The 20,768-nt window shown below is 74.3% G+C and carries 22 protein-coding genes; 11 read left to right on the top strand and 11 right to left on the bottom strand.

All coding sequences use genetic code 11. The features are described 5' to 3' along the window. Positions 1–40: 40 nt before the first annotated feature. A complete protein-coding gene (locus tag AC230_RS15805; protein WP_241833234.1) occupies positions 41–667 on the bottom strand; it encodes a DUF1003 domain-containing protein in 627 nt (208 codons plus the stop codon). Continuing rightward, complete coding sequence (locus tag AC230_RS15810) at positions 664–1,962, bottom strand: magnesium transporter MgtE N-terminal domain-containing protein (protein ID WP_049716808.1); 1,299 nt, start codon at positions 1,960–1,962, stop codon at positions 664–666. Before AC230_RS15810 ends, AC230_RS15805 begins: the two co-directional genes overlap by 4 nt. Positions 1,963–2,107: 145 nt before the next feature. Between AC230_RS15810 and AC230_RS15815 the strand changes: the two genes are divergently transcribed. Beyond that, complete coding sequence (locus tag AC230_RS15815) at positions 2,108–2,869, top strand: hypothetical protein (RefSeq protein WP_049716809.1); 762 nt, start codon at positions 2,108–2,110, stop codon at positions 2,867–2,869. 6 nt (positions 2,870–2,875) lie between these two features. Here AC230_RS15815 and AC230_RS15820 read toward each other — a convergent pair whose 3' ends face one another. Next, positions 2,876–3,379 carry a hypothetical protein gene (locus AC230_RS15820; RefSeq protein ID WP_049716810.1) on the bottom strand — a complete coding sequence of 168 codons (504 nt, stop codon included), beginning with the start codon at positions 3,377–3,379 and terminating at the stop codon, positions 2,876–2,878. Between the two features lie 106 nt (positions 3,380–3,485). Here AC230_RS15820 and AC230_RS15825 point away from each other — a divergent pair, with 106 nt between their 5' ends. After that, on the top strand, positions 3,486–4,442 hold the full coding sequence (locus AC230_RS15825) for a DMT family transporter (RefSeq protein ID WP_049716811.1): 957 nt from the start codon (positions 3,486–3,488) through the stop codon (positions 4,440–4,442). Here AC230_RS15825 and corA read toward each other — a convergent pair. Continuing rightward, entirely contained in the window at positions 4,420–5,535 is a 1,116-nt protein-coding gene (gene corA, locus AC230_RS15830) for a magnesium/cobalt transporter CorA (protein WP_049716812.1), read from the bottom strand. The two genes, AC230_RS15825 and corA, sit on opposite strands and share 23 nt — an antisense overlap. Before the next feature lie 484 nt (positions 5,536–6,019). On the opposite strand from corA, the gene AC230_RS15840 reads away from it, so the two are divergent. The 4 genes from AC230_RS15840 (at position 6,020) to AC230_RS15855 (ending at position 9,092) form a co-directional block, all read left to right on the top strand. Next, positions 6,020–6,679, top strand: a complete 660-nt coding sequence (locus AC230_RS15840; protein ID WP_049717047.1) for a suppressor of fused domain protein — start codon at positions 6,020–6,022, stop codon at positions 6,677–6,679. A 104-nt stretch (positions 6,680–6,783) separates the two neighbouring features. Beyond that, the gene (locus tag AC230_RS15845; RefSeq protein WP_049716814.1) at positions 6,784–7,425 is read left to right on the top strand and encodes a DUF6758 family protein; all 642 of its coding nucleotides are present in this window, start codon (positions 6,784–6,786) and stop codon (positions 7,423–7,425) included. Positions 7,426–7,510: 85 nt separating this feature from the next. Continuing rightward, a complete protein-coding gene (locus tag AC230_RS15850) occupies positions 7,511–8,365 on the top strand; it encodes a PHP domain-containing protein (RefSeq protein WP_049716815.1) in 855 nt (284 codons plus the stop codon). Between the two features lie 121 nt (positions 8,366–8,486). Further along, positions 8,487–9,092: a MarC family protein gene (locus AC230_RS15855; protein ID WP_049716816.1), complete on the top strand. Its 606-nt coding sequence runs from the start codon at positions 8,487–8,489 to the stop codon at positions 9,090–9,092. A gap of 118 nt (positions 9,093–9,210) precedes the next feature. Here the strand turns inward: AC230_RS15855 and AC230_RS33025 are convergent, their stop codons facing one another. After that, a complete protein-coding gene (locus tag AC230_RS33025) occupies positions 9,211–9,363 on the bottom strand; it encodes a hypothetical protein (protein WP_198535532.1) in 153 nt (50 codons plus the stop codon). 218 nt (positions 9,364–9,581) lie between these two features. Here AC230_RS33025 and AC230_RS15860 point away from each other — a divergent pair, with 218 nt between their 5' ends. Beyond that, positions 9,582–10,535 (top strand): NYN domain-containing protein, encoded by a 954-nt coding sequence (locus tag AC230_RS15860; protein ID WP_049716817.1) that lies wholly within the window; start codon positions 9,582–9,584, stop codon positions 10,533–10,535. 150 nt (positions 10,536–10,685) lie between these two features. After that, positions 10,686–11,462 carry a VOC family protein gene (locus tag AC230_RS15865; RefSeq protein ID WP_049716818.1) on the top strand — a complete coding sequence of 259 codons (777 nt, stop codon included), beginning with the start codon at positions 10,686–10,688 and terminating at the stop codon, positions 11,460–11,462. Here AC230_RS15865 and AC230_RS15870 read toward each other — a convergent pair. Further along, a complete protein-coding gene (locus tag AC230_RS15870; RefSeq protein WP_049716819.1) occupies positions 11,434–12,297 on the bottom strand; it encodes an alpha/beta fold hydrolase in 864 nt (287 codons plus the stop codon). The two genes, AC230_RS15865 and AC230_RS15870, sit on opposite strands and share 29 nt — an antisense overlap. Before the next feature lie 74 nt (positions 12,298–12,371). Next, on the bottom strand, positions 12,372–15,233 hold the full coding sequence (locus AC230_RS15875; RefSeq protein ID WP_049717048.1) for a DEAD/DEAH box helicase: 2,862 nt from the start codon (positions 15,231–15,233) through the stop codon (positions 12,372–12,374). Between the two features lie 538 nt (positions 15,234–15,771). Here AC230_RS15875 and AC230_RS15880 point away from each other — a divergent pair. Beyond that, positions 15,772–16,521, top strand: a complete 750-nt coding sequence (locus tag AC230_RS15880) for a ferritin-like fold-containing protein (RefSeq protein ID WP_049717049.1) — start codon at positions 15,772–15,774, stop codon at positions 16,519–16,521. A 49-nt stretch (positions 16,522–16,570) separates the two neighbouring features. On the opposite strand, the gene AC230_RS15885 is transcribed toward AC230_RS15880, so the two are convergent. The 4 genes from AC230_RS15885 to AC230_RS15900 all read right to left on the bottom strand — a co-directional run bounded on the left by AC230_RS15885 (position 16,571) and on the right by AC230_RS15900 (position 18,456). Beyond that, positions 16,571–16,849, bottom strand: a complete 279-nt coding sequence (locus tag AC230_RS15885; protein ID WP_198535533.1) for a hypothetical protein — start codon at positions 16,847–16,849, stop codon at positions 16,571–16,573. A 186-nt stretch (positions 16,850–17,035) separates the two neighbouring features. After that, the gene (locus tag AC230_RS15890; RefSeq protein WP_049716820.1) at positions 17,036–17,263 is read right to left on the bottom strand and encodes a DUF3107 domain-containing protein; all 228 of its coding nucleotides are present in this window, start codon (positions 17,261–17,263) and stop codon (positions 17,036–17,038) included. A 163-nt stretch (positions 17,264–17,426) separates the two neighbouring features. After that, on the bottom strand, positions 17,427–18,062 hold the full coding sequence (locus AC230_RS15895) for a TetR/AcrR family transcriptional regulator (RefSeq protein ID WP_049717051.1): 636 nt from the start codon (positions 18,060–18,062) through the stop codon (positions 17,427–17,429). Positions 18,063–18,237: 175 nt separating this feature from the next. Further along, complete coding sequence (locus AC230_RS15900) at positions 18,238–18,456, bottom strand: hypothetical protein (RefSeq protein ID WP_049716821.1); 219 nt, start codon at positions 18,454–18,456, stop codon at positions 18,238–18,240. 176 nt (positions 18,457–18,632) lie between these two features. Between AC230_RS15900 and AC230_RS15905 the strand changes: the two genes are divergently transcribed. Together AC230_RS15905 and AC230_RS15910 are read left to right on the top strand one after the other, a co-directional pair. Beyond that, positions 18,633–19,619, top strand: coding sequence for an alpha/beta fold hydrolase (locus tag AC230_RS15905; RefSeq protein ID WP_049716822.1), 987 nt, complete (start codon positions 18,633–18,635; stop codon positions 19,617–19,619). After that, on the top strand, positions 19,612–20,700 hold the full coding sequence (locus AC230_RS15910; RefSeq protein WP_049716823.1) for a DUF3152 domain-containing protein: 1,089 nt from the start codon (positions 19,612–19,614) through the stop codon (positions 20,698–20,700). The genes AC230_RS15905 and AC230_RS15910 overlap by 8 nt, the downstream gene beginning before the upstream one ends. The last annotated feature ends 68 nt before the right edge of the window (positions 20,701–20,768 follow it).

A 20,768-nucleotide genomic window follows, 5' to 3' on the forward strand; every position in this document is an offset into this window, starting at 1 on the left:
CCGATGGTACGGCGCACCACCGACGGCCGGGGAAGGGCCGTCAGCGGTCGCGTTCCTCACTCTCGGCGGGGAATACCCTGCGCTGTTCGAGCTCCTTGATCAGTTCCTGGAACTCGGAGCGGATCCAGTCGCGGGTCGCGACCTCGCCGAGCCCCATGCGCAGCGCGGCCACCTCGCGCGTGAGGTACTCGGTGTCGGCGATGGAGCGTTCGTTCTGCTCGCGGTCCTGTTCGAGGTTGACCCGGTCCCGGTCGTCCTGCCGGTTCTGGGCGAGCAGGATCAACGGGGCGGCGTAGGACGCCTGGAGGGAGAGCACCAGGGTCAGGAAGATGAACGGGTAGGGGTCGAACCGCACATGGGGCGGGGCGGTGGTGTTCCACACCACCCACACCACGATGACGACCGTCATCCAGACGATGAACCGCCCGGTGCCCAGGAAGCGGGCGATCCGCTCCGAGGTGCGGCCGAACGCCTCCGGGTCGTACTCGGGCAGCCAGCTGCGCCGCTTGAGCTGCGGCTGGTCGAGGCGAACGCGCCGCTCCGGCTGGGCCGCGGCAGCGGACCGTTCCTTCTGCCGCTCCCGTTCCCGCTGGCGCTCCCGCTCCCGCAGGCGCTCGCGCTGCCGCTCGAGCCGCTCCCGCGGGGTCTCCCGCCCTTCGGCGTTCATCGTCCGCCCGCCTCCCCCGGGTCCTCGGGCACGTCCATGCCGAACGCGCCCTGGTGCAGCTCCGTCTCGCGCCAGTCGTCCGGCAGCAGGTGGTCCAGCACGTCGTCCACGGTGACCGCGCCCAGCAGCGAACCGCCGGAGTCCACCACGGGGGCCGCGACCATGTTGTACGTGGCGAGGTAGCTAGTCACGGCGCGCAGCGGGGTGTCGGGGTGCAGCGGGCGCAGCTCGGTGTCGGTGATCGAGGCGACGAGGGTGAACGGCGGGTCGCGCAGCAGCCGTTGGAAGTGCACCGTGCCCAGGTACTTGCCCGTCGGCGTCTCGTCGGGCGGCCGGCAGACGTAGACCTGCGCGGCGAGCGCGGGGGACAGGTCCCGGTTGCGGACGCGGGCGAGGGCGTCGGCGACGGTGGCGTCCGGGCGCAGCACGATCGGCTCCGTCGTCATCAGGCCGCCGGCGGTGCGCTCCTCGTAGGCCATGAGCCGGCGTACGTCCGCCGCGTCGCCCGGCTGCATCAGCGCCAGCAGCCGCTCGGTGTGCGCCTCGGGGAGCTCGGAGAGCAGGTCGGCGGCGTCGTCCGGGTCCATCGCCTCCAGGACGTCGGCGGCGCGCTCCTCCTTGAGCTTGCCGAGGATCTCGATCTGGTCGTCCTCCGGCAGCTCCTCCAGGACGTCCGCGAGCCGGTCGTCGTCGAGGGCGGCGGCCACCTCGGCGCGCCGCTTGGGGGAGAGGTGGTGCAGGACGCTGGCGAGGTCGGCGGGGCGCAGCTGCTCGAAGGTGGCGAGGAGGCTGGCGGCGCCCTGGCCGTGCTCCTCCAGGGAGAAGCCGGTGACGGCCGACCACTCGACGGTGAGGGTCTCGCCCTTGCGGCGCAGCGCGCCGCCCTTGCCGCGGCGGACGAAGACCTTGTCGATCTCCCACTCGCGGCGGGCCTGGAGCTGGGTGATCGACACGTCGAGGACGGTGACCTCGTCGCCGGTGGCCACCAGCCGCACGCGCCGGTCGAGGAGTTCGCCGAGGACGAGGGTCTCGGTGGGCCGCTGCTCGAACCGCCGCATGTTGATCACGCCGGTGGAGATGACCTGGCCGGACTCCACGCCCGTCACCCGGGTCATGGGCAGGAAGACGATGCGCCGGCTCGCGACCTCCACCACCAGGCCCAGCACCCGCGGCGGGCGGTTGCCGACGCGGAGCATCGCGACGACGTCGCGGACCCTGCCGACCCGGTCGCCGTTGGGGTCGAAGACGGCCACGCCGGACAGGTGCGAGACGAACACGCGGGCGCTCGCCGCCATGCCGTGCACCTCCTCAGCCGCCGCCGCCTCCGGCGTTTCCCGGTTCAGGCTAACGTGACCGGCCGCGCGCTGCCGCTCCGCGCCGGTGGCGGGGAACGGGCGCGAGTACGCTGCCGTATCCAGTGCTGACAGGAGGCAGGAGCAGGTGCGAACGCGGAACGCGGCCCTCGTGGGGGCCGCCCTGTGCGCCGTGCTGTCCCCGGCCCTCGCGGCCTGCGGCGGCGGCGAGGACCCCGACGCGGGGACCAACGGCGTGGGAAAGCTCCGGCCCGCGGTCATCCAGGACCGGGCGCGGGCGGCGGCGAAGGGCGCCGGCGCGGTGCGGCTGTCGGGGGCCGTGGTCAGCCAGGGGCGGACGTACCGCATCGACGTGCGGCTGAAGAAGGACGGCGGGACGGGGCGGGTCGCCTCGGGCGACGTCTCCTTCGAACTGCTCCGGGTCGGCGACGAGCTCTTCGTCAAGGGGGACGCGGCGTTCTGGGGCCGGGGCGGGGCGGGGGCGTCCGCCGCCCCGGGGCGTCCGAAGCCGGGGACGGCCGCGGCGAAGCTCAACGGCAAGTACGTGAAGGTTCCCTCCGGGGATCCCGCGTACCGGCAGCTGCGCGGCTTCACCGACAAGGACGTCCTGCTGGACGGGCTCCTCGGGCTGCGCGGCACGCTGTCGCGGGGCGAGCACGGGACGGTCGGGGGGGTGCGCTCGATCCGGCTCAACGCGGGGGACGCGAAGGGGTCGGGAGGGGTGCTGGACGTCTCCCTCGTCGGGACGCCGTACCCGTTGCGGGTGCAACGGGCGGGCGGGGCGGGGCAGTTGAACCTGGGCGACTGGGGGAAGGACTTCCCGCTGCGGGTGCCGGGGAAGGGGGAGGTCGTGGACTACGGGTCGCGGATCCCCGCGGGGGGCCGCTGAGGGGGGCTACTTCCTCCGGCCGCGGCGGAGCAGGCGCGGCAGGGCCGCCGGCATGGGGCGGCGCGTCGTCGCCGGCGTCGGCAGCGGCACGGCCGCGAGCGACGTCGACGGCAGGGGATCCGACGCGCCCGTCGGCTCCAGCCGCAGGACCCGGCACTCACGGGCCCACCGCTCCTCCAGGGAGTCGAAGCCCACGGCGTTGAGCCGCTTGCCCTTGAGCTCCGCCACCGCCTCCCCCCACGCCTCGCCGCCCGCCGGCAGCTCGGCCACCCGGGCCGTCCACGTGACCAGCCGGCCGCCCTTGTCCTTGCTGCGGACGGTGACCTTCGCGACCGCCCCGTCGGCGAGCCCGAGGTCGTCCACCGGCTGCTCCCCGGGGCCGCCGACGACGAGGGCCGCCCCGGCGTGCCAGACGTGCCACAGGGCACGGCTCGGCCCCGTCGGGCCCTGCACCCAGAGGAGAGCCGACTTCTTCGCGGCCTCTTCGATCAGCGCCAGCGTCTGCGTCATGCGCCCCACTCTAGGGGCACGTGTTCCGGTGGTACGCGCCGGTACGTCCGCCCGTGCGCCCATGATCCCGGTTACCCAGAGCCACCTTCGGGCCTAGGCTGAAGCGGTGACCGCCGTCCGCAGCCTCTCCGCCCTCCACCGCCTCGACCTGGCCCTGCTCCTGGTCGCCGTCTCCGGCATCACCCTGTCCGCCCCGCTGATCGCCTCCGTCACGGCCGCCCCGGCGCTCGCCATCGCCTTCTGGCGGAACGCCATGGCGGTGGGCGCGCTCACCCCGCTGGTGCTGCTGCGCCACCGGGCGGAGCTGCGGGCCGTCGGCCGCCGGGCCGGGCTGCTCGCGGTCGCGAGCGGGGCGCTGCTCGCCGTGCACTTCGGCGTGTGGCTGCCGAGCCTGTCGATGACCTCGGTGGCCTCCTCGACGGCGCTGGTGACCACCACCCCGATATGGACGGTGGTCCTGATGCGGCTCGGCGGCCGGCGCCAGCCGGGCCTGGTCTGGGCAGGCACCGCCCTCGCCTTCCTCGGCGTGGTGATCCTCACCGGCGTGGACCTCTCCGGTTCGCCGCGCGCCCTGGCGGGGGACGCCCTCGCGCTGGCGGGCGGCGTGGCCGCCGCCGGGTACGTCCTGCTGGGCGCCGAGGTCCGCCGGACGGTGGGCACCGTCGCGTACACCTACGTCTGCTACACGACCACGACCGTGCTGCTGCTCGTCGCCTGCCTGGTCTCCGGCTCCGCGCTCGCCGGGTACGACGGGGGCACCTGGGGCAAGCTCGTCCTTCTGACGGCCACCGCGCAGCTGCTCGGCCACTCGCTGATCAACCGGGTCGTCAAGAGCCTGGGCCCCTCCGTGACCTCGACGGCGATCCTGCTGGAGACCCCGGGCGCCGCGCTGATAGCCGCGCTCTGGCTGGGGCAGACGCCGCCGGTGGCGGCGTACCCCGCGCTGGCGGTGATCCTGGGCGGCCTGGCCCTGGTGATCCTGGCCGACCGCCGGCGGGCCGGCCGTCCCGCCGCGGCGGAGCCGGTCGCGGCGGAGCGGGCTAGAGCCAGCCGTTCCGCTTGAAGCCGCGGTGGATGGTCACACAGATCACCACGGTGACGACCATGACCGTGGGGTAGCCGTACTTCCACCCCAGCTCCGGCATGTACTTGAAGTTCATGCCGTAGATGCCGGCGATCATCGTGGGCACCGCGAAGATCGCCGCCCAGGACGTGATCTTGCGCATGTCCTCGTTCTGCGCGACGGACGCCTGGGCGAGGTTGGCCTGGAGGATCGAGTTGAGCAGGTCGTCGAAGGCGACCACCTGCTCGTGCACCCGGGCGAGGTGGTCGGCGACGTCCCGGAAGTACTTCTGGATGTCGGGGTCCACGAGCCGCATCGGCCGCTCGCTGAGCAGCTGCATCGGCCGCATCAGCGGCGTCACCGCCCGCTTGAACTCCAGCACCTCCCGCTTGAGCTGGTAGATGCGGCCCGCGTCGCCGCCCCGCCGGGAGCCCTTGTCCGGCGCGGAGAAGACGTCGATCTCCACCTCGTCGATGTCGTCCTGCACCGCGTCGGCCACCGCTATGTAACCGTCCACGACCTGGTCGGCGATGGCGTGCAGAACGGCCGAGGGGCCCTTGGCCAGCAGCTGCGGGTCCTCCTGGAGCCGGTGCCGCAGGGCGCGCAACGAGCCCTGCCCGCCGTGCCGGACGGTGATGATGAAGTCCTCGCCGGTGAAGCACATCACCTCACCGGTCTCCACCACCTCGCTGGTGGCGGTGAGTTCGGCGTGCTCGACGTAGTGGATGGTCTTGAAGACCGTGAAGAGCGTGTCGTCGTAACGCTCCAACTTGGGCCGCTGGTGGGCGTGGACGGCGTCCTCCACCGCCAGCGGGTGCAGCCCGAACTCCCGGGCGATGCCGGCGAACTCCTGCTCCGTGGGCTCGTGCAGCCCGATCCAGGCGAACCCGCCCTCGGCGCGCACCCGCCGCATGGCCTCCGCCGGCCCGCACGGGGTGTTCACCCGCCGCCCCTCGCGGTAGACGGCGCAGTCCACCACCGCGCTGTTGGCGGACGGGTCGCGGCCGGAGTCGCACGCGTACGGCTCGTAGGGGCCGCCGCCCTTGCGCAGGGCGGGGCGGACGGCGGCACGCAGGTCACGGATCATCGACATGGCTGGCTCCATTCACGGGCCGCCACCGGCCGGGACGCACGGCACCGCGATCCGCGACGGGGACGTGCGGGCGCCTGTCGGCAGGGCCAGGCGGACGGACGTCCCTGCGGCGGACCGCGCTCCGTGCGGTGCGTGCGGCTGGCGGCAGTTCGCGGAGAACTCGCAGAGGGCATTGCAGGAGGGCGTGTGAGGGCAGCGCTCCCCCGTCAAGTGCCGCGGGCGCGAAGGGACTTCCGGAGGGCCGGGACCGAGGGCCGGCGGGCGAAAGAGCCGCTTCTAGTTCACGAAGCGCGCGTCCGGAGCGGAGAAACGGGGGAACTGTCGGTACTGCACGGTCGACTAGGATCCACCGCAGCCCCACCTCCTCCGGCCGGTCCCCGCTGAGGGACGGACGTAACTCCCTGACCAGAGGCCAAGGCTAGCAGCCGCCCGGGACGTCAAGCCCCCGCTTTGCCTGTTCGATACACGTTCTATGCTCGGGCGCATGTCGGACGTTCTCGCACTGGTCGAGGCCAGGCTGCACACCACCTTCGGGGAGCCGGACGCCCGCGCCGCGGTGACCTTCCTCGGCGCCGACCGGATCGAGGTCCTGCGCTTCACCGGGCCCGCGGACGGCAACGCCGGGGAGGACGTCGTGCGTTACGTCACTCTCGGCATGTCCGCCCAGCCGATGGCGGATCCCGGCCGCCCGTCGCCCGGCGGGCCCCCCTCGCCGAGCGGCTTCGCCGCGCCCCTCTCCGTCTCCCTCGCCGACCCCGTGCGGGGCCCGCGCGCCGAACTCGTCCTCACCGTCCGCCCCGGCCGCGCCGACACCGACAAGGTCCTGCGCCCCCTCGCCGTCCTCGCCGCCTCGCCCCAGGTCGAGGGGCTCGTCGTGGCGCCCGGCGCCTCGCTCGACACCGGTGAACCGCTGTGGCCGGGCGCCCCCTTCACCTCCGTCCTCGTCGCCGAGCCCGGCGGCCTCGTCGAGGACCTGGAGCTCGACGCCCCCATGGAGCCCGTCCGTTTCCTCCCCTTGCTGCCCATGACCCCCAACGAGGCGGCGTGGAAACGCGTCCAGGGCGCCGCCGCCCTGCGCGAGCGCTGGCTGAGGCACGGTACGGACCTCCGCGATCCCCTGCGCGCGGGCGTGCCCCTGGGGTGACGGCGGACCCGCGGGACAGGGGGTTCGCCGGGCCCCCGGAAGCGGCCCTCCGGACGGGTGATCGTCCTTGACGCGGCGGCGGCCGCGGAGGACCGTTGGAAGTTATGAGGGGCGAACCCAGTTGCCCGAAGTGCGGTGGCCGGGTGCGAGCGCCCGGTCTCTTCGCCGACTCGTGGCAGTGCGCCGCGCACGGAACGGTGCACCCTCTCCAGCCCGTGGTCCCGCCGAGCGTCGAGGCGCTCGCCGTCGTCGTGAACCGGTCCCGGGTGCCCGTCTGGATGCCCTGGCCGCTGCCGGTCGGCTGGCTGTTCACCGGGGTCGTCTGCGCCGGGGACGACCGCAGCGGGGGCCGCGCCACCGCCGTCGCCTGCTCCGGGCCCGGCCCGCTGGGCGGCCCGGGAGAGCTGCTGCTGATCGCGGAGGAGCTGGGCGTGGGCCTGGGCGCGCGGTACGCGGGCATCGACGGCCCCGACCCCGGCCGCCGCATGAGCGTCGACCGCGCCCCGCACGCCAAGGTCCTCGCGGCCGGCCGGCCCACCCCGCTGTGGCACGTGGAGGGGGTGCCGGAGGACCGGGCGGTCTTCGCGGGCGAGGCCCGGGGCCTGTGGCTGTGGGCCGTCGTCTGGCCCGAGCAGTCGAGCCTGCTGATGTACGACGAGCTGGTCATCACCGATCTCCGGGACGCGGGCGCCGAGGTGGACCTGGTGCCCTGCGGGGCGCTCTCCCCGCGGATCGTCGCCCCCTGACCGCGCCGGGGCCGGTGCGCACGGCGGTTATCCTGAACCGGTTCTCGTGTTCGCCGTCAGACCGCCAGACAGGGAGGCCCGTGTCGTGCGCATCGACCTGCACACCCACTCCACGGCCTCCGACGGTATGGACACCCCCGCCGAGCTGGTCCGCAACGCGGCCGCCGCGGGGCTGGACGTCGTCGCGCTGACCGACCACGACGGCACCGGCGGGCACGCCGAGGCGATCGCCGCCCTGCCGCCGGGCCTCACCCTCGTCACCGGCGCCGAACTCTCCTGCCGGCTGGGCGGGGTGGGCGTGCACCTGCTGGCCTACCTCTTCGACCCGGCGGAGCCCGAGTTCGCCCGCGAGCGCGAGCTCGTCCGCGACGGCCGCGAGCCGAGGGCCCGCGCCATGGTCGCGCGGCTGAACGAGCTGGGGGTGCCGGTCGCCTGGGAGCGCGTCGCGGAGCTGGCGCGCGGCGGGGCCGTCGGCCGGCCGCACGTGGCCGCCGCCATGGTCGAACAGGGCGTGATCCCCTCCGTCTCCGCCGCCTTCGCGCCCGAGTGGCTGGGCAACGGCGGCCGCGCGTACGTCGAGAAGCACGAGTTCGACCCCTTCGAGGCCGTCCGCCTGGTCAAGGCCGCCGGCGGGGTCACCGTCCTCGCGCACCCCATGGCCGTCAAGCGCGGCGTGGTGCTGCCGGAGGGCGCGATAGCCGAGCTGGCCTCGGCGGGGCTGGACGGCGTCGAGGTCGATCACATGGACCACGACGCGCCCACCCGTGCCCGGCTGCGCGGCCTCGCCGCCGACCTCGGCCTGCTGACCACCGGTTCCAGCGACTACCACGGCCGCAACAAGACCTGTGAACTCGGCGAGTTCACCACCGACCCGGAGATCTACGGGGAGATCACGCGCCGCGCGACGGGAGCGTTCCCCGTTCCGGGCGCGGGCGGCTGATCCCGCACCCCGTCACGAGGCGACCGCGCGGTCGGGCACCCCCACGGGGCCCGGGCCCTCGCGCACCCGCGCGCACGTGCTCGCCCCCTTCCCCGCTCGGCACCACACGCAAGGCCCTACCGTGTTCGACTTCGCTGTCTTCGGCTCCCTCTTCCTCACCCTGTTCGTGATCATGGATCCGCCCGGGATCACCCCGATCTTCCTCGCCCTGACCTCCGGGCGGCCCGCCAAGGTCCAGCGCCGTATGGCCTGGCAGGCGGCGGCCGTCGCCTTCGGCGTCATCACCGTCTTCGGCGTCTGCGGCCGGCAGATCCTGGACTACCTGCACATCACCACCCCGGCGCTGATGATCGCGGGCGGGCTGCTCCTGCTGCTGATCGCGCTGGACCTGCTCACCGGCAAGTCCGAGGAGCCGAAGCAGACCAAGGACGTCAACGTCGCCCTCGTCCCGCTCGGCATGCCGCTGCTGGCCGGTCCCGGCGCGATCGTGTCGGTGATCCTCGCCGTGCAGCGCGCGGACTCGGTGACCGCGCAGGTGTCGGTGTGGTGCGCGATCGCGGCCATGCACGTCGTGCTGTGGCTGGTGATGCGCTATTCGCTGCTGATCATCAGGGTCATCAAGGACGGCGGCGTGGTGCTGGTCACCCGGCTCGCGGGCATGATGCTCTCCGCGCTCGCCGTGCAGCAGATCATCAACGGCGTCACCCAGGTGATCACGCACCGCTGAGTTCCCCGCGGCCCTGTGTGACGGCGGTCCGCCGCGCACGCGAAGCGCCCCCGTACGGCCGTTCCGTACGGGGGCGTTCCGCGTCCTGCCGGGCCGACGACTGCGTACCCTTAGCGCGTCACCGGGTCGCGGCGTCGGCAGGACGGATGTAGAGGCGTTGGCCGATCGAGGCGGCCTGCTGCACGATCCGGTTGACGGAGGCGGCGTCCACGACGGTGCTGTCGACAGCGGTGCCGTCGATGTCGTCCAGGCGCATGATCTCGAAGCGCATGGGCTTCTCCCTTCGTCCGATCCTCCTGAGGAGAACTTCACAGAGCTCGAGGAAGCGCGCCGCGGCACTGCGGCGCGTTCCACAGGGACCAACGTGGCCCCTGCCTCAAACATTCCCTACGCTAAGGAAATTTTTAAACTGACTAATAAGTAAGCGCCGAAAGGCCGGCAGCCGGACGTCCCCCCACCCTTGCGTGACCACCGGATGAGCGAGTCCCCATGAATGATCAGCACCTACCGCCCCACCACCGGGAAACCGGAGCCGACACCACCGACCTGGCCGCGGTCCTCGCGGGCATCGAGCGCACCAACGAACTGCTGACCCGCGTCCTCGCCGAGGTCGCCACCACGCCCTCCACCCACGCCGTCTTCGTGGACGCGGGCTACGTCTACGCCGCCGCCGGCCGCCTCGTCGCCGGCACCGAGGACCGGCGGGCCTTCGAGCTCGACGCCGAGGGGATCATCGAGGCCTTCATCGACAAGGCCCGCACGATCTTCCCCGACAGCCGGCTGCTCCGCGTCTACTGGTACGACGGGGCCCGCCGCCGCATCCACACCGCCGAGCAGCAGGGCATCGCCGAACTCCCCGACGTCAAGGTCAGACTCGGCAACCTCAACGCCAACAACCAGCAGAAGGGCGTCGACTCCCTCATCCGCAGCGACCTGGAGTCCCTCGCCCGGCACCGCGCCATCAGCGACGCGGTCCTCATCGGCGGCGACGAGGACCTGGTCTCCGCCGTCGAGGCGGCCCAGGGCTACGGCGCCCGCGTCCACCTCTGGGGCATCGAGGCCGTCGGCGGGCGCAACCAGGCCGAGCCGCTGCTGTGGGAGGTGGACAGCCAGCGCACCTTCGACCTCGACTTCTGCAAGCCCTACGTCACCCGCCGCGCCGCCTACGAACCGCTCTCCGAGCCCGCCCCGCACCGCGGGCCCGTCCCCGCCCGCGAGGACGTCCGCTTCGTCGGCGCCCGCGTCGCCGCCCAGTGGCTGGGCGCCCGCGGCCGCGACACCCTGGCCGACCTGCTGCCCGGCCACCCCTATCTGCCCGGCGCGGTGGACCAGGAGCTGCTCGTCGAGGCGGAGGGCCTGCTCGGCCTGTCCCTGCGCGGCCACGCCGACCTGCGCCGCGCCGTGCGGGACGGCTTCTGGGACCATCTGCGGATGCAGTTCTGAGCCGGATGCGGTTCCCTGGCTACGGGTGGGCCGGGCCGTCCGCGTCCCGGCCGTGCCCACCGCCGCCGCAGCGCACCGCGCGCTCCGCCACGCACGTCACGGACGTCACGCACGTCACGGACGTCACGGACAGAATCGAGGCGATCGGCCATGGCCGCTACCGAGCACGCGCGGCCGGGGACGCCCTGCTGGGTGAGCCTGCAGACCGCTGACCTCACGGCGGCCCAGAAGTTCTACGGCGCGGTCCTCGGCTGGACCTTCCGGCCCGGCTCGCTCGGCGAGGACTTCCGCGTGGCGCTCTCCGGCGGCCGGGCCGTCGCCGGCCTCGGCAACGTCGCCCGTGCCATGGGCGTCCCCGTCTCCTGGACCAGCTACTTCGCCGTCGACGACGCCGACGCGGTCGCCTCGCGGGTGCGCGAGCGCGGCGGCACGGTCGCGGTCGGCCCGCTCGCCTTCGGCAACGGCCGCGCCGCCCTGGCGGCCGACCCGGCCGGGGCGGTCTTCGGCTTCTGGGAGGGCCGGGTCCTGCGCGACTGGCGCATCGGCCACGGCGTCGCCCCCGCCTGGCTGGAGCTGCGCACCCGCGACTGCTTCGACGCCGCCCTCTTCTACAGCGGCATCTTCCTGTGGGACCAGAGCCAGGAGACGGACGTGCGCTACGAGGACGACGTGGTGATGGTCAGCGTCGGCGGGCACACGGTCGCCTGCCTGCGCGGCGGCGGCGTCGAGGCGGCCCCCGACCCCAAGGTCCGGCCGCGCTGGCACGTCTACTTCCGCGTCGACAACGTCGAGAAGGCCGTCGAGGCGGCCCTCCTGGCCGGCGGCTCGGTCGCCGCCGAACCGGGCCTCTCGATGGTCGGCCACGAGGCCACGCTGTGCGACCCGGAGGGCGGGATCTTCACGGTGACGTCGGGGCCGCCGGACTGACCGCCTCCCAGAAGGCGAGCAGGGCGGCGGCCGTCGGAGCCGGGCGCTCCGCGGCGGGGGAGTGGCCCGCGCCCCCGATCACCGTGCGGCGGGCGCCCAGCGCGGCGGCCATCGCGTCCATCACCGGTACCGGCCAGGCGAAGTCCTCCTCGCCGGACAGGACGTGCTTGGGCAACGCGGTCGCGGCGAGCTCCGCCGTCCGGTCGGCGGTGTCGATCAAGTGGCGTCCGGCGCCGACCAGTTGGGCCGGGGCGGTGGCGAGCCAGCGTCGGCGCTGGAACGCGTCGTCCGACAACGGGCCGTCCAGCAGCACCTTTTCCCGCCACACGCTCTCCATGTCGAGCCTCAGCTCCGCCAGGGCGTGGATCAGCATCCGCGTCCTGTCGCGCTGTCCGGGGGCGACGGCGGCCGGGCCGCTGCTCATCAGAGTCAGCGAGCGGAAGGGGCGGGCGTCGGCGAGGACGGCCGCGCGGGCCACCAGCCCGCCGAAGGAGTGGCCCACCAGGTGGACCGGGCCCTCGCCGAGGGCGGCCGCCTGGGCGTGCACGTCCTCGGCCAACTCGGCCAGCGCGTAGGCCCGTTCGTCGTCCGGACCGGGGCTCTCGTACTGGCCCCGGCCGTCCACCGCCACGGCCCGCACGCCGGCTCGCGCCAGCGGCTCCAGGAGCGCGATGAAGTCCTCCTTGCTGCCCGTGAATCCGGGCAGGAGCAGCGCCGTCGCGCGGCCTCCGCCGCCCTCCGGGAGTGCGTCGAGTACGGCGAACTCCCCACGGGAGGTGGCGAGACGGTGCGCCCGCGCGCACGGGGGCAAGGTGAGGAAGGGGGGCCTGCTCATGTGCCGAGGCTAACGGGTGGGGGAGAGAGGGCGCCGGACGGGCTGATTCCAGCCCGTCCGGCGCCCGGTGACCCCTAGGCCGTGGCCCCGGCCTCCACCGGGGCGGCGGCCTTCTTCACGGCCCGCCGCCGCTTCGGCTTCTCCTCCGCGCCCTCCACGGCGGCGGCCTTCTCGGCCACCCGCGTCCGCTTGGGCGCGCCCTCGGCCTCGCCCTCGGCGGCGGCCGCCTTCTTGACCGTACGGCTCCGCTTGGGCCGGGCCTCCGGCTCCGCACCCTCGGCGCCCGCGACCGCCGGGGCGGCCTTCTTGGCCGTACGGGTCCGCTTCGGCTTCTCCTCGACGGCGGTGGGCTCGGCGGCCTCCACCGGGGCGGCGGCCTTCTTCACGGCCCGCCGCCGCTTCGGCTTCTCCTCCGCCTCCGGGCTCGCCGGCACTTCGGCGGCGGCCTCGGCGGCCTCGGCGGCGACCTTACGGACGGCCCGGCGGCGCTTGGGCTTGTCTTCGACAGCCTCGACGGCCGTGACGACCTCGGGGGCCTCGGCAGCAGTCGGCTCGGCGGCCTCCGTGGCGGCCTTGCGGACGGCCCGGCGCCGCTTGGGCTTCTCCTCGACAGCCTCGACAGCCTCGACGACCGCGACGGGTGCGTCGGCCACGGGCGCGGGCTCGACGGCGGTCTCCGTGGTGGCCTTGCGGACGACGCGACGGCGCTTCGGCTTCTCCTCGACGGCTTCGACGGCCGCGACAGCCCCGGCGGCGGGCTGGGTGACCTCCGTCGTGGCCGCACGGACGACGCGGCGGCGCTTGGGCTTGTCCTCGACCGCCGTGACGGTCTCGGGGGCCTCGGCGACGACGGCCTCGGCGGCCTCCGTGGTGGCCGCACGGACGACGCGGCGGCGCTTGGGCTTGTCCTCCACGGCCTCCACGGCCTCCACGGCCGCGGGGGCCTCCGCGACGGCGGGCTCGGTGACCTCCGTCGTCGCCGGGCGGACGACGCGGCGGCGCTTCGGCTTCTCCTCGACGGCCGGGGCGGTCGCGGCGGGCTCGACGACCTCTGCGGCCTCCGCCGTGGACGCCCGGACGACCCGGCGCCGCTTCGGCTTCTCCTCGGCGGCCGCCGGGGCGGTCTCCGCCGTGGACTCGCGGACGGTGCGGCGGCGCTTCGGCTTGGAGTCGGTCTCCGCCGGTGCGGCCGGGGTCCGGGCGGGAGCCGTCGCGGCGGCGGCCGCGGCGGCGGCCTGGCGCAGGATGGCGGCCTCGACCGTCTCGAAGTCGACGTTCGCGGCCGGCTCCACCGGCGGGAGGATCCGGCGGACGGGCGCCCGGCGGACCGGCGGGGCCTGGACCGGCACGGCGGCCGCGCGGCGGCGCGGAGCAGCGGCCGGAGCCGCCGGCTCCGGAGCCTTCGCCGGGGCGGGGGCCTGCGCCGGGGCGGGAGCCTCCGGCGCGATCCGGGCGCGGACCGGAGCGCTCACGGACGTGGCGGCGGAGCTCCGCGTACGCCGACGGCGCCGCGGGCGGGCCGGGGTCGCCGGGGCGGAGGTCTCGCCGGAGCTCTCGGCGGGGGTTTCGGCGACGGCCACGGCGGGGGCCTCGGCCGGAGCCGGAGCCGGAGCCGGCGCCGGCGCGTCCAGCGCGGCACCGCCGCGCGTGCGCCGCCGCTGGCGCGGCGTGCGCGTCCGCTCCGGGCGCTCGGCGGGCTCGGCGGCGGCCTTGGGGCCGCGGCCGCGGCCCGCCCCGCGGGCGCCGGTCTCGCCGAGGTCCTCGATCTCCTCGGCGGCGAGCCCGGCGCGGGTCCGCTCGGAGCGCGGCAGGACGCCCTTCGTCCCGGCGGGGATGCCCAGCGCCTCGAACAGGTGGGGCGACGTGGAGTACGTCTCCGCCGGCTCGTCGAAGTTCAGGTCCAGCGCCTTGTTGATGAGCTTCCAGCGCGGGACGTCGTCCCAGTCCACGAGCGTGACGGCGGTGCCGGACTTGCCCGCGCGGCCGGTGCGGCCGATGCGGTGCAGGTAGGTCTTCTCGTCCTCGGGGGTCTGGTAGTTGACGACGTGCGTGACGTTGTCGACGTCGATGCCGCGCGCGGCGACGTCGGTGCAGACGAGCACGTCGATCTTGCCGTTGCGGAAGGCGCGCAGCGCCTGCTCGCGGGCGCCCTGGCCGAGGTCGCCGTGGACCGCGCCGGAGGCGAACCCGCGGCGGGTGAGCTGGTCGGCGATGTCGGCGGCGGTCCGCTTCGTCCGGCAGAAGATCATCGCGCGGTCGCGGCCCTCGGCCTGGAGGATCCGGGCGACCATCTCCGGCTTGTCCATGGAGTGGGCGCGGAAGACGTGCTGCGCGATGTTGGCGTGGGTCTGGCCCTCGTCGTCCGGCGAGGTGGCGCGGATGTGCGTGGGCCGGTCCATGTAGCGGCGGGCGAGCGAGATGACCGCGCCCGGCATGGTCGCCGAGAAGAGCATGGTCTGCCGCTTGGCCGGCAGCATGGTGATGATGCGCTCGACGTCGGGCAGGAAGCCGAGGTCGAGCATCTCGTCGGCCTCGTCCAGGACGAGCGCCTTGACGTGCGCGAGGCTCAGCTTCTTCTGGCCGGCCAGGTCGAGCAGCCGGCCGGGCGTGCCGACGACGACGTCGCAGCCGGCCTTGAGCGCCTCGACCTGCGGCTCGTACGCGCGGCCGCCGTAGATGGCCTGGACGCGGACGTTGCGGACCTTGCCGGCGGTGAGCAGGTCGTTGGTGACCTGCTGGCACAGCTCGCGGGTGGGGACGACGATCAGCGCCTGGGGGGCGTCGGTGAGCTGCCCGGGCTCCGCCCGGCCCGCCTCGACGTCGGCGGGGACGACGACGCGCTCCAGCAGGGGGAGGCCGAAGCCGAGGGTCTTGCCCGTGCCGGTCTTGGCCTGGCCGATGACGTCGGCGCCGGAGAGGGCGACCGGGAGCGTCAGCTCCTGGATCGGGAAGGGGTGGACGATGCCGACGGCTTCGAGCGCCTCGGCGGTCTCGGGGAGGATGCCGAGTTCTCGGAAAGTGGTGCGGATCTCGGGGGTGTCCGGCGTGTTCAGGGTGCTGCCTCTTCTGTGAGACGCGGCGAGTGGCGGCGAAGGGGGTCGTACGAGGAGTCCGTACGTACCGCGCCGTAGTGACTCACCGGCCGGGAGCCGGTTGGCGCGGGACCACTGCCTTCGCGCGAGCACACGTGCCGCGAGCGGATCCCTCCTGGTCTGCGTACGCCTCGTACGCACCGCGGGGAGGGCGGTCGGTTGTGTGGAAGCCGATCGGGCCACCGACCGGGCATCCGCTGGCGCTCCGGGGACTCGCTCCCGGAAGAACCTGCATGGAGACGGCCCGCCGGATGCGCGGCCGGCCGTATAGCACTCTACCCCGGAAAGGCGCACATGTGCCCGGGCCGTTCGTCCCGAAGGGCTCGGACGAGTGGCTGACCAGGCCCTTCCCTCCACGGCGCGGCGGGCTATGGTTCCGTTCATGGAGACGTCCGACAAGGCCGCAGCGGCCGCAGAAGGCCCTGCCGAAGAACCCACCGGAATCGCCGCCCAGGACTGGGCGCAGGCGTCCGCCGACCCCCGCTACCGCGCCGCGGTGGTGGACCTGCTCGGCGCCCTCGCGTACGGCGAGCTGGCCGCCTTCGAGCGGCTCGCGGAGGACGCCAAACTGGCGCCGACGCTGGGCGACAAGGCGGAGCTGGCCAAGATGGCGGCCGCGGAGTTCCAGCACTTCCAGCGGCTGCGCGACCGGCTGGCGGCGATCGACGCCGAGCCGACCGGGGCCATGGAGCCCTTCGCGGCCCCGCTCGACGAGTTCCACCGCCAGACCGCGCCGTCCGACTGGCTGGAGGGCCTGGTCAAGGCGTACGTGGGCGACTCGATCGCCAGTGACTTTTACCGGGAGGTGGCGGCCCGGCTCGACTCCGACACCCGGGCGCTGGTGCTCGCCGTCCTCGACGACACCGGCCACGCCACCTTCGCGGTCGAGAAGGTGCGGGCCGCCATCGAGGCGGACCCGCGGGTCGGCGGCCGGCTGGCGCTGTGGGCGCGGCGGCTGATGGGCGAGGCGCTCTCGCAGGCGCAGCGCGTGGTCGCCGACCGGGACGCCCTGTCGACGATGCTCGTGGGCGGGGTGGCCGACGGCTTCGACCTGGCGGAGGTCGGGAAGATGTTCTCGCGCATCACGGAGGCGCACACCAAGCGGATGGCCGCGCTGGGGCTGGCCGCCTGATCCGCGCGGGCGGCGCACGCCGTATCACCCCGGGTCCCGTCGGTCCGCCTCAGACCGTGGCCGATCGGCGGGGCGGCCCGGCGGGGCGCAGCAGCAGGGAGAGCAGGGCGACGGACAGCACCAGCGCCGCGGCGAGCGCGCCGGCGACGTGGCCGGGGCCGAGGACCGAGTGGGCCAGGAGGGCGCCGAAGAGGGCGGCCACCGGGCCGGTGCCCAGGGTCAGCGCCCGGGAGCCGAACCGCCCGAAGCGGGCGGGCAGCCAGCGCAGGGCCGCGTACGAGACGGCGAGGCCGATGAGTACCGAGCCCAGCGCTTCCCAGAAGATCATTCGGTCTTCCCTCCCGTAACCGCGTAACCGCGTAACCGCAGACCGGCAGCAGGCGCAAAACGGTCGTAGGCGGTCTTACCCCCGGTCCGCCCCGGGCAACCCTGTGCGGCGGGGCGAACGGAAAGGGCAGGGCGCACGGAAGGGCCCCGGTGCACCGCACCGGGGCCCTTCCGTGGTGACGCCCGCTCAGATCGTGCTGAAGCCGACCCGCCGAGCGGTGGGCTGGCCGATCTCCACATAGGCCAGCCGCTCGGACGGGACGAGGACCTTGCGGCCGTGCTCGTCCGTCAGGCTCAGCAGCGGAGCCTTCCCGGCCAGTGCGTCGGCGACCACGCGCTCGACCTCGTCGGCGGACTGGCCGCTCTCCAGAACGATCTCGCGGGGCGCGTGCTGCACGCCGATCTTGACCTCCACGGCTACTGTCCCTCCGAAGGTGTGCGGTCCCCACGGTGTGGCCCCGGGGGAGGGGTGCGCGGACCGGCCGCGCCGTACGGTCCACACATTAGCCCGCTGTCCCGGCGGGCCGGGCCCCGGCCGCACACGCTCGCAGCGAACACGCGGGGCCGCGGGCCGGGTGTCAGTGCTCGGAGCCGTTCTTCGGGAAGCCCGCGATGCCGCGCCAGGCCAGCGAGGTCAGCAGCTGGACGGCGGTGGCCCGGGGCACGGTGCTGCCGCTGGAGAGCCAGTAGCGGGCGACCACCTGGGAGACGCCGCCGAGGCCGACGGCCAGCAGCATGGCCTCCTCCTTGGCCAGGCCGGTGTCCTCGGCGATGACCTCGCTGATGGCCTCGGCGCAGGCGAGGGAGACCCGGTCGACGCGCTCGCGCACGGCGGGCTCGTTCGTCAGGTCGGACTCGAAGACCAGGCGGAAGGCGCCGCCCTCGTCCTCGACGTAGGCGAAGTAGGCGTCCATGGTGGCCGCGACGCGCTGCTTGTTGTCCGTGGTGGACGCGAGCGCCGTGCGGACCGCCTGGAGCAGGTTGTCGCAGTGCTGTTCCAGCAGGGCCAGGTAGAGGTCGAGCTTGCCGGGGAAGTGCTGGTACAGCACGGGCTTGCTCACGCCGGCGCGCTCGGCGATGTCGTCCATGGCCGCGGCGTGGTACCCCTGCGCGACGAAGACCTCCTGGGCCGCGCCCAGGAGCTGATTGCGTCGGGCTCGGCGCGGCAGGCGCGTGCCCCGCGGGCGCGCCTCGGTCTGCTCGATGGCTGTCACGCCGCCTCCCATGTTCGTTCCTGCACGGTGTGCACCGCGCCCGCCATCGTACTTTTGGGTAACCGGACCACGCGTGGCCGGAGCGGAGAATTTCACGGTGTGGACCCTGTGGGAAGCCCACAAAAATCCGACAATTCCCACCCGCCCGTCGGGTCCGCCGCGACGGGCCCGCCGGTCACCGGTAGTCGTCCTCGTCCAGCTCCACGACCCGCGCCTGCTCGGCACGGTCGGCCTCGTTCGTCTCCGGGTCGGTGGTCGTCGGCTCCTCGTCGCGGTGGGGGGCCAGGTCGGTGTGCTGCTCGGCCGCGTCCGCCTCGGGAGCCTCGACGTCGAACTCGACGGGGACGGCGTCCTCGTCCGCGAAGGTCTCCGGGTCGGTCGGATCGACAGGCATGCGAATCCCTTCCGTCATCCCTTGCATCACCACGGCTTCCAGGATGAGCGCCCTGTGTTCCCGCCCATGAGCGTGCTCCCGCCTATGAGCCTAGGAGACGCGGCCCCGTACCGCCAGGCGATCTGTGACGGCCACCACAGGGGTTTCCGGCGTGATCGTCTCGTAACATTGCCCGCATGTCCGAGACCGAGTCGCCGGCCGCCCGCGCCGTGCCCGTGGTGCCGCCCGGGCCGCCGCCGCGGCCCGGCGAGGGCGAGCGGCTGCGCACGGTGTCCGTGCCGGGGGCGACGCTGACGGTCCGGTACCGGCCGACGCCGGATCCGGGCGCCGGGCCCGCGCTCCTCGTCCACGGCCTCGGCGGCTCGTCGCAGAACTGGTCGCCGCTGATGGAGCTGCTCGCGGACGACCTCGACTGCGAGGCCGTCGACCTCCCCGGCTTCGGCGAGTCGCCCCCGCCGGACGACGGCGACCACTCGATCACCGCCTACGCGCGGGTGGTCATCCGTTACCTGGAGGCCGCCGGGCGCGGCCCGGTGCACCTCTTCGGCAACTCGATGGGCGGGGCGATCGTCACGCGCGTCGCCGCCGTCCGCCCCGACCTGGTGCGCACCCTCACCCTCGTCTCGCCCGCCCTCCCCGAGCTGCGGCCCCAGCGCACCGCGCTGCCCACCGCGCTGATGGCCGTCCCCGGCCTGGTCCCGCTCTACGCCCGGCTGACCCGGGACTGGACGCCCGAGCAGCGCACGCGTGAACTGCTGGCGCTCTGCTACGGGGACCCCCAACGGGTGACGCCGGAGGGGTTCGCGCGAGCGGTCGAGGAGTACGAGCGCCGGCTGGAGCTCCCCTATTTCTGGGACGTGATGGCGCGCTCGGCCCGCGGGGTGGTGGACGCGTACACCCTGGGCGGTCAGCATTCGCTGTGGCGGCAGGCCGAGCGCGTCCTTGCCCCTACCCTGCTGGTGTACGGAACGCGCGACCGCCTCGTCTCGTACCGCATGGCCCGCCGGGCGGGCAGGGCGTTCCGCGACGCGCGGCTGCTGACCCTGCTGGGTTCGGGCCACGTCGCGATGATGGAGGACCCGGACGCGGTGGCCCGTGCCGTCCGCGAACTCCTCGCGGACACCGCCACGACGTCGGAACGGAGCGCCACGCCCCGTGGGTAAACACAGCGCACGTGCCCCCCAGGCCGAGCGGGAGGCCACCGGGGAGGTCCCGGTCGTCCCCGCCGCCGCGGCGCGGGGTGCCGTACGGACCGACCCCTGGGAGCCGGTGGGCCGCTCCGCGGTCCGCGGGCCGGCCATCGGCTGGGGCGTCATCGGGCGGCAGGGCGGCCGGCCGCCCGCCGCGCCCGCGTCCCCGCCCGCCCCGGCCCGGGACGGCGGGGGCCGGCGGGCCGCCCGCGGCGGTGCGTCCGGCGGGGCGCACCGGGCCGGCGGCGGCGCGGTCCGCACGGTCACCGGGGTGGCCGCCGCGGTGGTGACGGCCGTGCTGGCCGTGGTCGTGGCGGGCCAGGTCGAGGACGGTACGGAGAGCCGGGCCCAGGCCCGTACCCAGGACGCCGACCGGGGCCGCGGCGGGGACACCATGGGGGCGGCCTCCCGCTCGGACAGCCGGCCGACGCCGCACGGCGGCGCGGCGGTGCCGGCCACGTACGACCAGAAGATGGCCCTCAAGTACCCGCTGGACCGGGCGGCGAAGGGCTCGGGGGAGTTCTCGGTCGTCCCGGGCCACGACAAGGCCCCCGGAAAGGGTGAAGTCCTCCGCTTCCGCGTTGACGTGGAGAAGGGGCTCCCGCTGGACGGGGCGCTCTTCGCCACCGCCGTCCACCGGACCCTCAACGACGACCGGAGCTGGGGCCACGGCGGCACCCGCACCTTCGAGCGGGTCTCCTCCGGCCCGGCCGACTTCGTGGTGACCCTCGCCAGCCCGGGGACGACGGCGCGCTGGTGCGCCAAGTCGGATCTGGACACCACCGTGGACAACGTCTCCTGCGACTCCGCCGCCACGGACCGCGTCATGATCAACGCCTATCGGTGGGCGCAGGGCGCCGAGACCTACGGCGACCGGATGCTGGAGTACCGGCAGATGCTCATCAACCACGAGGTCGGCCACCGCCTCGGCCACAACCACGAGTCCTGCGCGAAGTCCGGGGCGCTGGCCCCGGTGATGATGCAGCAGACCAAGTTCCTGACGACGGACGGGAACACCTGCCGGCCCAACCCCTGGCCGTACCCCGGGCGTTGACCGCCCTTGATCGTTTCTCGCGATGCGGGACGTTTGGTCTCCCATCGTGAGACACCTTTGTCAGCGAC

Origin of the sequence: Streptomyces caatingaensis (genome assembly GCF_001187435.1) — a bacterium.
Classification (GTDB): Bacteria; Actinomycetota; Actinomycetes; order Streptomycetales; family Streptomycetaceae; genus Streptomyces; species Streptomyces caatingaensis.